The sequence below is a fragment of the Clostridium acetobutylicum ATCC 824 genome (assembly GCF_000008765.1).
Taxonomy (GTDB): domain Bacteria; phylum Bacillota; class Clostridia; order Clostridiales; family Clostridiaceae; genus Clostridium_S; species Clostridium_S acetobutylicum.
The window spans coordinates 1,485,299-1,497,744 of record NC_003030.1 but is presented as its reverse complement, the minus strand read 5'-3'; the positions used below and the strand labels follow the sequence as shown (position 1 = coordinate 1,497,744).

General features: G+C 32.4%; 8 protein-coding genes. 2 read left to right on the top strand and 6 right to left on the bottom strand.

Annotated features, from left to right (window positions below; translation table 11 throughout):
* The first annotated feature begins 142 nt into the window (after nucleotides 1–142).
* Nucleotides 143–1,849, top strand: a complete 1,707-nt coding sequence (locus CA_RS07115) for a methyl-accepting chemotaxis protein (protein ID WP_010964661.1) — start codon at nucleotides 143–145, stop codon at nucleotides 1,847–1,849.
* 11 nt (nucleotides 1,850–1,860) lie between these two features.
* On the top strand, nucleotides 1,861–2,820 hold the full coding sequence (locus CA_RS07110; protein ID WP_010964660.1) for a sugar ABC transporter substrate-binding protein: 960 nt from the start codon (nucleotides 1,861–1,863) through the stop codon (nucleotides 2,818–2,820).
* 1,002 nt (nucleotides 2,821–3,822) lie between these two features.
* Here CA_RS07110 and CA_RS07100 read toward each other — a convergent pair.
* The 6 genes from CA_RS07100 to CA_RS07075 form a co-directional block, all read right to left on the bottom strand.
* On the bottom strand, nucleotides 3,823–4,860 hold the full coding sequence (locus CA_RS07100; protein ID WP_010964658.1) for an aldose epimerase family protein: 1,038 nt from the start codon (nucleotides 4,858–4,860) through the stop codon (nucleotides 3,823–3,825).
* Between the two features lie 15 nt (nucleotides 4,861–4,875).
* Nucleotides 4,876–6,867 carry a transketolase gene (gene tkt / locus CA_RS07095; RefSeq protein ID WP_010964657.1) on the bottom strand — a complete coding sequence of 664 codons (1,992 nt, stop codon included), beginning with the start codon at nucleotides 6,865–6,867 and terminating at the stop codon, nucleotides 4,876–4,878.
* A 17-nt stretch (nucleotides 6,868–6,884) separates the two neighbouring features.
* On the bottom strand, nucleotides 6,885–7,532 hold the full coding sequence (gene fsa, locus CA_RS07090) for a fructose-6-phosphate aldolase (protein ID WP_010964656.1): 648 nt from the start codon (nucleotides 7,530–7,532) through the stop codon (nucleotides 6,885–6,887).
* 172 nt (nucleotides 7,533–7,704) lie between these two features.
* Nucleotides 7,705–9,171 carry an L-arabinose isomerase gene (gene araA / locus CA_RS07085; protein ID WP_010964655.1) on the bottom strand — a complete coding sequence of 489 codons (1,467 nt, stop codon included), beginning with the start codon at nucleotides 9,169–9,171 and terminating at the stop codon, nucleotides 7,705–7,707.
* A gap of 51 nt (nucleotides 9,172–9,222) precedes the next feature.
* Nucleotides 9,223–10,590, bottom strand: coding sequence for a sugar porter family MFS transporter (locus tag CA_RS07080; protein ID WP_010964654.1), 1,368 nt, complete (start codon nucleotides 10,588–10,590; stop codon nucleotides 9,223–9,225).
* A gap of 204 nt (nucleotides 10,591–10,794) precedes the next feature.
* Complete coding sequence (locus tag CA_RS07075) at nucleotides 10,795–12,399, bottom strand: xylulokinase (RefSeq protein ID WP_010964653.1); 1,605 nt, start codon at nucleotides 12,397–12,399, stop codon at nucleotides 10,795–10,797.
* Nucleotides 12,400–12,446: the final 47 nt, after the last annotated feature.

Below are 12,446 nucleotides of genomic sequence, written 5' to 3'. Positions count from 1 at the left end.
ATTTCTTATCCTCATGATACTATTTTCCCCTTACACACCATATTTTATAGCATTAAGACATTTAATTATCTATCGATAAAATCCATAACTATAAATCTATAATTAACTAATCTATTTATTTTTATATTAGGAGGATTTTATTATGAATAGAGCCAATACTGACAGTAATAAAGCTAGACGCAGCTTAAGAGTAAAACTTATAACTATTCTTGTAGGCATTATTATTCCTATGACTTTTCTTAGCATAGGTACTTTTGCAATCATGAAGAGTTTAATGAACAGATTAGATACCATGATTGAGGTAACTGTTAAATCCAATGAAATTTTCGCCTTAGCTGATAATTCTATCTCTGAAGTCAACAAGGTTGTACTAAATAAAGACGAAAAGTCCAAAAAAGCTGCTTACAGTAATTTAGATAAGATAAAAAGCAATATTAAATTTATTAAGGACAATACTACAAGCTTAAATAGTATGAAATCTGTAGATGTTATGGAAAGAATAATGTCCACTTATGAAGAAAATCTTAATAATTTAATTAACTCTAATAAATCTGGAGATACAGAGCAGGCTATGAAAAACTTTAAAATAATCACTCAAACCTTAAGTTCCTCAAATGACAGTATACAGAATTTAGTTACAAACCAACTTACTGATCAAAAAACCGAAAAAATAGCCCTACTTAAGACCGCAAGCTTTATGGGTATATTAATTATAATACTCATAATATCAATTAGCATTTTAAGCTTTGCTGTCGCTACTATCTTAATAAATAACATAGTAAACATTATAAAGAAATTGGTAACTTATGCAACCTCCATAGCTGAAAATAATCTAGCATTAGCTGATATACATATAAACTCTTCTGATGAACTAGGTGTACTTGCCGAATCTTTTAACAAAATGAGCAGAAATCTTAGATCCTTGATAAATAAAATCAACACTGAAAGCAGCAATGTTACAGATGCTGCGTATAATCTTCAGACAAATACAGAGCAAAGCTCAAAAGCACTTGAGCAAATTGCAGTATCAGTTCAAGGTGTATCTGAAGGAGCCTTAACTCAAGCAGATCAAGCTGAAAAAACTGTTTCTGTGATAACTGATTTATTCGAAGCAAATAAGAGAATCAGTGATAATGCTCATAAGGTTTTAAATACATCTGATGCTGCAACAAACGCAGCTGTTTTAGGAAATGAAAAATTGAAAAAAGTAATAGAGCAAATAAAAGTAATAGAAAATAAGGTGATTCCTGTGCAAAACACTGCAGAACTTTTAAACAAAAGGTCTAACGAAATAAAAAAAGTCGTAGATGCTATTACAGAAATAGCATCGCAAACTAATCTATTAGCTTTAAATTCAGCTATTGAAGCAGCAAGAGCTGGAGAAAACGGTAAAGGCTTTGCAGTTGTAGCTGAGGAAGTAAAAAAGCTAGCTGAAGATTCACAAAATGCTACAGTCGAAATAACAAGCATGCTACAAGATATACAGCAAAAATCAAATGAATTATACGAGAGTATGTCAACTAGTGTACAAGAAATTAAGGAAAGCACAACAGTAGCAGAAGCAGCAAGAGAAGCTTTTAGTGAAATACTAAATACCAGCAGTAACGTTGATAAACAAATGCAAGAAATAACTTTAGAAATAGAAGGTATTGTAAAAGAAATCTCTACTGTAGAAAAAATGAGTATTGATATAGAAAGAATTGCTAAAAGCTCTTCCGAATCAAGCCACGATGTTGCTGCTGCAGTTGAAGAACAAACCGCTAGTGTTGAAGAAATATTCTCCACCACCACTGTTTTATCTCAAATGTCTAACGAGCTAAAAAATTTGATAAACAAGTTTAAAATTTAGGGGGAACTTCCATGAAAAAGACTAGCCGTATTTTAATTATATTTGCAGCTACCTGCTTTTTACTTACAGCATGTGCTCAAAAAAAATCAATAGTTTATAAGAGTAAAAAATACAGGATTGGATTATCTATTCCAGCTTCAGATGATGTTTTTAGAAACAAAATAATAAATGCCATGGAAAACGAGGCTAAAAATTTACCTGACACCGATTTAGTTGTTGTAAATGCTAAAGGTGATCCTGCAAGACAAAAATCTCAAATTTCAAACTTAGTAGCTCAAAAATGCAATGCAATACTAGTTTTGCCTGTTGATACTCTTCTGTCTAGCGATTATACACAAATAGCAAATGATTCAGGTATTCCAATAATAAGTGTTAATAATTTTTTAAAAAACCAGGATGATGCTGCAGCATATGTAGGTTCTGATTCCATAACTTCTGGTATTATGGAAGCTGAATATGCTGTAAAGCAGCTTAACGGAAAAGGTAATGTTGTTATTCTAAAAGGTGAGCCAAATCATGAAACTGCCATTAAAAGAACGGAGGGTTTTAAACAGGTTCTTCAAAATTATCCCGAAATAAAAATAATAGACGAGCAATATGGTGATTGGAAAAGGACCCTCGGAATGCAAATAACAGAAAACTGGATTAAAAATGGCACTAAATTTGATGCTATTCTAGCCAATAATGACGAAATGGCAATTGGTGCAATCATGGCACTAAAAGAAAATAACTTAATAAATAATGTTTTCGTTGGAGGTATAGATGCTACCCCTGATGCCTTAAAGCTTTTAAAAGAAGGTAGCCTTAAGGTCACGGTATTCCAAAATGCAGCTGGCCAAGGTTCAGAAGCTATAAAGGCAGCCTATAAACTAGTTAAAGGAGAGAAAATAAATAAAAAGATTTTTGTGCCTTATGAATTAGTTGTCCCTAATGACGCGGATAAGTATTTAGGAAAACAAAGTGCAAAATAAAAATTAATCTATATAAAAATAGTTTTTTAATATACATTAAAATATAACCTTTGTCACAGACAATTAAAAAAGGTCTAGACAGTGTTATGAAGATGGCTTCTGCCTAAAACAGGAGTCATCTTTTTTAAGTTTCATTGAAACCTATAACTATTATGATAAATGATATAATCATCAATTTATTTAACTAATTCTTCGAAAGTTTCATCATTTATAGTTTTCATACATGATAATATTTTTATTTATCCTTAAATTTTTTTCATATACTTCTTTTATCATACTAGGAAAATAATGTCCACATCGTGCTAATTCTCTCATTACTCGGTTTATACCATACTCGAATGTAAACCAATTATCTTTGGTTATTCCTCGAGTGTCAACAGAACAAATATAAAATTGAGTATTAGAATAAACCCACCTATATGTCATTAGCACACGACGTGCATGATATGACTGACAACATACGATAGCCTTTCTTAAATTTATATTTGAGCTCTCAACTAATTCTTTGATTTATACGCATTTTCATAGGTATTTTGAGAAGATTTTTCTTTAATAACAATTTCTTTTCTTACATTTGTCTAAAACTAAATTCTAATAATATAAAAGTCTTGATATTCCTACATTTAAAGCTAAACATTTTCTTACAGGTATTATAATTCAAATTGTCAATACCTTTCATAGTTTCAATCTTATACATACTATTAGGTGCGTAACCTAATGCTCCCTCAAGTTTATCTTACATTAAAATAATATCATCTTTGCTTTCAGCATAAGATAATGCAGTAATATCAAGTTTAACCTCACGTATAATATTTAGAAATTTTTATTATTACTTTTCTTAATTAATACCTTTTCGGTTGCCATCCTTTATCCTGCTTTACTATCCCACTAATGATAAACATTCCTCTACATTATAATAAAAATACCCTATGAGATAAGCTTTTATTAAATCACTTATCTTATAGGGTATTTTTTACGAAAAGCTATTTTTATATGGATAATTTATTCTTTGGATATTAATCCAAAATGATATTTTATATTATAACTTTTTTCTTCTCCCTTTGGTAATACTATATTTCCAAAATTCTTATGATGAATTGCATCTGGAAGAGTTTGAGGTTCTAATGCAACTGCACCATACTGAGGAATTTTCTTCCCATTAACTTCAAAATCCTCACATGGAAAATTTAAAGTATAGACAATTAGTGCATTACGTTCCGATTCTATACAAAGCTTTATGCCCGTATCATTGCTAATTAATGTTGCTGCGTTTTTTGATTTTAGCTTAAATGGGTGATCAATTCCTTCTAAATTACATTTTTTCTTTACATCCTCTATTGCAGTCATTAAATCTCTATGTTCTAGGAAGTCAAAAGGAGTTTCCTTAACTTTTTTAAGCTCCCCGGTAGGCACATTATCACTTCTAGTTTCTGCAACATAATCTGCATTGATTTTAAGTGTATGGTTTTTAAGCAAATTATCTATGTTTCCACTTAAGTTAAAATAGGAGTGAACAGTTGGATTAAATAGAGTATCTTCATCTGATAACCCGCTAAAATGGATATTTAAATCATTATTATCATTTAAAGAATAGGTTATTTTAGCCTTAAGTTCTCCTAAAAATCCACCCTTTCCTTCCTTAATCATTCTGTAAAAAGTTACACTATTGTCTTTTTCAGAGCTTTCACTTTCCCATATATATGAATTGAAACCATATTTACCCCCATGAAGAACATTTTCTCCTTCATTAGGTTCAATCTTATACTTTCTTCCCTTTATTTCAAACTCACCTTTATCAATACGTCCTGCTACTCGTCCAATTGCAGCACCTGCAAACATTTTTGTATCTTTAACATAGTAATCCGATTTATCAAACTCAAGCAATACATTTACTGGTTTTTTATTTTTATCTAGAGCATATATTTCTGTCAAAGTAGCTCCATGCGAAATGCAGGAGAACTTCATTCCATTTTTATTGCTTATTGTATATTTATAAATTTGTCTTCCATCAAGGTGTCCATAAATACTCTTTTCAATCACATTTACCCCACCCTTTTATTTTAAATTTTTCAAAACATTTTTTACTTTTTCAACTACATTCTCCACAGTAAAACCAAACTCTTTAAATAATATATCTGATTTACCTGATGCACCAAAACTCTCCATAGCAATCACTTCGCCATCAAGTCCAACATATTTATGCCACCCAAAAGGTGATGCAGCTTCAACTGCAACTCTGGCTCTTATATTTCTAGGTAATATAGAATTTTTATAGTCTTCACTTTGCTCTTCAAATACTTCAAAGGAAGGCATACTTACAACTCTTGCATCTATATTTTCATTTTGAAGCTCTTTTGCTGCATTTAATATAAGCTCAACTTCAGAACCTGAAGCCATAAGTATTACATCTGGATTTTCTTTATTTTTAGAATCCTTTAGAATGTATCCTCCCTTTAAAGCATTTTTTCCTGAAGAATCATATAAAGGAAGTGCTTGTCTTGTTAAAACTAAGGCTGTTGGTCCATTTTTAGTATTTAATGCACTATACCAGGCTGCTGCAGTTTCATTAGAATCCGCTGGCCTAAACACAGTCATATTAGGCATAGACCTTAAGGCTGCCAATTGCTCAATAGGTTCATGAGTTGGCCCATCTTCACCTACACCAATACTGTCATGCGTTAAAACATAAACTATTGGAAGCTTCATTATAGAAGAAAGTCTCATAGCTCCTTTCATGTAATCACTAAATACAAAGAAGGTTGCTACAAATACCTTAAGTCCACCATGCAAGTACATTCCATTTGCAATAGCTGCCATAGCATGTTCTCTAACTCCAAAATGCATATTAGAGCCACTTCTGTTTTCAGCTGAAAAATCTCCTCTGTCATCCATATGTGTCTTGTTTGATGGTGCTAAATCAGCAGAGCCTCCTATTAAGTTAGGAATAAGTTTTGCAAGTCTATTAATAAGAACCCCTGAGGACTGTCTTGTAGCCATGTTTTTATCAAACTTCCAAAATTCTCCATTATCTAATAGCTTCATTGGAGTTTTTTCACTAAACCAAACTTCCCACTCTTTATAAAGCTTTGGATATTCCTTTTTATATTCTTCAAACATACTGTTCCACTTATCCTCTTGTCTTTGAGCCCTTACTTTAAACTCTTTAGTGTATGCTCTTACTTCTTCCGGAACAGTAAAAGGTTCATAATTCCAATTTAAATTTTCCTTTGTGAGCTTTAAATTTTCTTCTCCCAAAGGCTCTCCATGAGCAGCTGCTTTACCCTGTTTTGATGGACAGCCATATCCTATAACATTTTTTACTATTATTATGGTAGGTTTATTTTTTTCTACCTTAGCTTCCTTTATGGCTAAATCTATTTTTTCTAAATTAGTACCATCATCCACTTTGATAACCTGCCATCCGTATGCTTCGTATCTTAAAGCTACGTTTTCTCTAAAGGCAATGTCTGTACTTCCTTCTATTGATATGTTATTTGAATCATATAAAACTATTAATTTTCCAAGACCTAATGTACCTGCAAGAGAACTTGCCTCTCCTGATATTCCTTCCATAAGACAGCCGTCACCTACAAGCGCATAGGTATAATGGTCTACAATATTGTAACTTTCCTTATTAAATTTATTTGCTAGATAAGTTTCCGCTATTGCCATTCCCACAGCATTGCATATTCCTTGTCCTAAAGGTCCTGTTGTTGTTTCTACTCCATCTGTCCATCTATACTCAGGATGTCCTGGAGTCTTACTTTTGAATTGTCTAAAGTTTTTTATTTCCTCAACACTTACATCATAACCAAATATATTAAGTAACGAATATAAGAGCATAGAACCATGTCCTGCTGAAAGCACGAATCTATCTCTATCTTTCCATTTGGAATTATTAGGATTATGTTTTAAATGTCTGCTCCAAAGTGTATATGCCATTGGTGCACACCCCATAGGCAATCCAGGATGACCAGACTTTGCCTTTTGTATAGCTTCTGCAGAAAGAATTCTTATAGTATTTATAGCTAAATTATCTATATTCATCTAAGTATTCTCCTTTATTATTTATTAAAAGCCTCTTTCCAATCCTTCATAAATCTTTCTATTCCGATATCTGTTAAAGGATGTTTTATTAATTGTTTCAAAACCTTGTATGGAACTGTTCCTATATGCGCTCCTGCCTCTGCTGAATCAATAACATGTTTTGGACTTCTTATACTAGCTGCTATTATTTCTGTTCTTATATCATGTATATCAAATATATTTACAATTGATTCTATTAATCCTATAGAATCGGCACCTATATCATCAAGCCTTCCTAAGAAAGGACTAACAAAGGTAGCTCCTGCTCTAGCTGCTAAAAGAGCTTGACCTGCTGAAAAAATAAGAGTTACATTTGTCTTTATCCCCTCACTTGATAATACCTTTACAGCTTTTAAACCTTCCTCCGTCATTGGTATCTTTACTACCATGTTTTTATGAATTTTGGCTATTTCTCTTCCTTCTTTTATCATTCCTTCAGCGTCTAATGCTATTACTTCTCCACTTATAGGTCCATCTACTATTGATGTTATTTCACGTATTACTTCATTAAAATCTCTTCCTTCTTTTGCTACAAGGGAAGGATTAGTTGTTACTCCACATATAACCCCCATATCGTTTACTTCTTTTATCTCCTCTACATTAGCTGTATCTATAAAAAGTTTCATTGCTTATGCCTCCTATATTTTTTTTAGCTTTGTTTTAAATAAGTGTTCTTTATATACTTATTCAAAACAAAGCTTCTTTAATTACTCTAAGTTACATTTAAAAACAGTTATATATGCTCTAAAATCCTAATTATGTGTTGAATTTTATTGATATTCTTTTAAAATATAATTTTTATTTTGTTGTCTTTTCTATTATATCTCTTAATTTAGTATCCTTATCTATTATTACAGCTTCCAAGCCTACCATACGACTCCAATCATAAACCTGTTCTACTGTTAATTCTAGTGAAACCACTGTATGATGTCCGCCACCTGCATAAATCCAAGATTTAACTCCTTCAATGAAGTTTGGTTCTGGTTTCCATACCATTTTAGCAACTGGTAGGTTTGGCATGTCTTCATCTGGTTTCACTGCTGTAAGTCCGTTTATTATTAAACGATAATGTGTTCCTAAATCAAGCATTGAAACTGCTACACCTTTTCCTGTTGAACCATTAAAGATTAAACGTGCTGGATCTTCTTTATCTCCAATTCCTAGTGGTTTAACAATAACCTTTGGTTTATCTGAAGCAAAAGTTGGGTCAACTTCAAGCATATGAGCTCCTAATGCCTTCTCATTTCCACGACTAAGTTCATATGTGTAATCTTCCATAAAACCTGTAGCAGTATTATTAGTCATAACCTTTAATAATCTATCTAAAGCTGCAGTTTTCCAGTCTCCTTCGCCTGCAAAGCCATAGCCTTCAGCATTTAAACGTTGTACTGCAAGTCCAGGTAACTGTTTCATTCCATAAAGATCTTCAAAGTTTGTTGTAAATGCATTATAATTTCCTTTTTCTAAGAACCTTCTTAATCCTATTTCAATTTTGATTTGTTCTTTAACTTGTTTCTCATAGAAAGCAGGATCATTTTCACCTGGATCTAAAATATATAAATCTTTAAATTCTTCATAAGTTTTATTTATTTCATCTTGGCTTACCTTGTCCATTTCAGCAACTAAATCACCTATACCAAAGTAATCTACTGTCCATCCGAATTGTATTTGAGCTTCTACTTTATCTCCCTCTGTAACTGCAACATTACGCATGTTATCACCAAAACGTGCAACTTTTATGCTTTCACTTGCAATATATCCTGCAGCAACCTTCATCCAATCTGAAACTTGTTTTTGAACTTCTTTATCCTTCCAATATCCTACAACAACTTTATTATGCTTTTTAAGTCTTGCATTAATAAATCCATACTCTCTATCTCCATGAGCACTTTGATGTAAGTTCATATAATCCATATCTATTGTTTTCCATGGAATATTTTCATTATATTGAGTTGCAAAATGAAGTAAAGGTTTTTGTAATATCTTTGTACCTGCTATCCACATTTTAGCTGGAGAAAACGTATGCATCCAAGTTATAACTCCTGCTACTTCATCTCTATAGTTAACTTCCTTCATTATTTCCTTTATTTTATCAGCAGAAGTTGCTAAATCTTTAAATATTATTTTATATGGAAGATTAGCACTTTTATTTAATTCATCTACAATTGTCTCAGAATTTTTTCTTACTTCTTTTAAAGCCTCTTCACCATATAAATGTTGACTTCCTACTACAAACCAAAATTCCATCTTTTTATTTTCTAACATGATAAATCTCCCCTTATCTATTTTTTATTTATTCTAAAAAACATTTATAAACTACTCATTTAATCCTCTAACTTTTCCAATAGAACGATTGTACAAATATGTCTCAATTTCTTCTAAAGATTTTCCTTTTGTTTCATAAAGAACATATTTTGCAAATAAAAATCCTATGATACAAATTGCAGCAAAACCGAAGAAGATTACAGATAAACCTACAGTTTCAAGTAATACTGGGAAGAATAAAGCAACTAAAATGTTACCAAACCAGTTTACTGCTGATGCAATACCTGTTGCAAGTCCTCTAACATTACTTGGGAATAATTCTCCAACAACAATCCATGTAGTAGCTGCCCAAGAGTATGCATAGAAAACAACGTATAAACATATGAAGAAGAATACTAACCAAGTTGCCCACGCATGTTTAGCTTCAGAGTATGGATAAATTAATCCAACTAATAATAGAGATGCGCCCATTCCAATAGAACCAGTCATAAATAATGTACGACGTTTGAATTTGTCTACAACCAATAAAGTTACAATAGTTGCTAATACTAGAACCACACCAATTCCAACAGTACTAATAGTTCCACCATTTGCTGATCCAAAAACATTGGATAAAATTTGTGATGAATAGTAGAAAATAGTGTTTGCACCTTGAATTTGTTGAAGAAGTGTTAACCCACAGCCTGCAATTACAGCTGGCAAAGCCTGTTTTGCAAATAAATCTCCAAAAGAACCTGTTTCAGTATGTTTTGAATTAATAATCTCTTGATATTCAGTTTCTGCCTCTTCCTTTGAACGTAAAGTCTGAAGTACTTGTTTTGCTAATTCTGTCTTTCCTATTCTAGCTAAAAATCTTGGTGACTCTGGAAGTATAAATGTTCCAATTAATAGTACCATTGCAGGTACCATAGCTCCTCCAAGCATCCAACGCCATCCTTCAAATGCACCAGCAAACGCAAAATTTACACCATATGAGAAAAGCATTCCAACAGTTATCATTAATTGATTTAAACCAGATAGTTTTCCACGTGTTTCAGCAGGGCTAATTTCTCCCATATACATTGGAACTAAAGCAGAAGCTCCACCTACAGCTACTCCTAAAATAACACGAGCACCGATTAAAAGATTAGTACTAGTAGAAACGGCAGAACCTAATGCACCAAGTGCAAACACAATTGCACTCCACATAATCATTCTACGACGACCAAACCTATCTGCTAGTGAAGCCATTAATGAGGCTCCTATCATAGCTCCAACAAACAATCCAGAAGTGATAAATCCTTCTAACCAAGAACTTACGTGCCAAGTTGCATTAATTCCAGGTAAAGCACCATTAATTATTCCAATATCATATCCAAACATAAATCCACCGAAGGCTCCAAAGAAATAAATTAGTGCTGGAGATATTTTTTTATTCATTTTATATTCCTCCTCAATCTGTTAATTAAATACTATCACAATTGTTTTTAAACGATTTCATTAATGATAAATTTTTATACTACTTTCTAATAACATCAATCCTTTCGGCAATTACTTAGTATATATTTTTAACAATCAGATTAAATCTCTATTAATTTTAAAAAGTAATGAAGATTTAATCTGATAATCTTCTAAATTTTACTTTTAGATTAAATGCTCTACAGCTGCTTGTTCTATAGCAATTCCCTTTTTATATCTTTCAATAAACTCCTCAAAACCTTTAACGTCTTTTGGATCAGGTTGTACTTCTTCTGCTACATAACCTGCAAAAACATTTTTTGATAAGAATTCTGGTAATGTAGAATCATTTTCCTTACTTCTTAAATAGCTAGCTAATAAAGCGATTCCCCATGCTCCACCTTCTCCTGCTGTTTCCATAACTGACACAGGAGCATTTACTGCACCAGCCACAGCTGCTTGGCCGACAATAGGTGTCTTAAACAGTCCACCATGACCAAGTAATTTATCAAGTTTAACAGCTTCATCCTTTAATAATATATCCATACCAATTTTTAATGCACCTAAAGAAGTAAATAAATGTGCTCTCATAAAGTTTGGCAAATTAAAATTACTTTTTGCCTTCCTTACAACCATAGGTCTACCTTCTGAAACACCTGTGATGTTTTCACCTGCAAAATAATTGTAAGCAAGAACTCCACCACAATCAGGATCTCCTTGAAAAGCTTGAGTATATAGTGCCATATAAAGAAGATCTTTTCTCATATCTACATTTATAGCCTCAGTAAATTGCTGAAAAATATTAACCCAAGCCTCTAAATCTGAGCAACCATTATTTGCATGAACCATTGCAACTAAATCGCCTGAAGGTGTTGTTACTATATCTATTTCAGGATGAACCCTATTAAGAGGTTTTTCAAGAACAACCATAGCAAAAATTGATGTGCCTGCTGAAACATTTCCTGTGCGCGGTGCCACTGAATTTGTAGCAACCATACCGGTACCAGCATCTCCCTCTGGTGGACACAATGGAATACCCGGCTGAAGATTTCCACTTACATCAAGTTTTTTTGCTCCCTCTAAGGTTAATACTCCAGCATTCTCTCCTGCTAGTAACACCTTTGGTAGAAGTTTTTCTAAATCTAACGAATGTTTTTTAACCTCTGGTAAATTCTTAAAGGTTTCTAACATGTTTTTATCATAGTTATGTGTTTGTGTATCAATTGGGAACATTCCTGAAGCATCACCAATACCTAAAACCTTTTCACCTGTTAGCTGCCAATGAATGTAGCCTGCTAAAGTAGTTAAAAAATCAATTTTCTCAACATGGGGTTCATTACGAAGAATAGCTTGATATAAATGAGCTATACTCCATCTTTCAGGAATATTAAACTTAAATAAATCTGTTAACTTTTTAGCAGCTTCTTCTGTCATTGTATTACGCCAAGTTCTGAATGGAACTAGAAGCTCTCCCTTATTATCAAAAGCCATATATCCGTGCATCATTGCTGAAAATCCAATTGAACCAATCTTAGAAAGCACTACTCCATATTTTTCCTTTACCTCTGCGAAAAGCTTTTGGTAACTGTATTGTAACCCTTTCCAAATTTCATCTATTGAATATGTCCAAACCCCATTTTCTAAACTTGTCTCCCATTCAAAGCTTCCGCTAGCTAATATGGAGAAATCGTTTGCAATAAGGACAGCTTTAATTCGAGTAGAACCAAATTCTATTCCAAGTGATGTTTCACCGTTTTTGATTTCTTGTACTCTTTTTTCATCTATAATCAATTTTAAAACCCCTTCCCGAAATATTTAAGTAACTCTTTATATTAAAT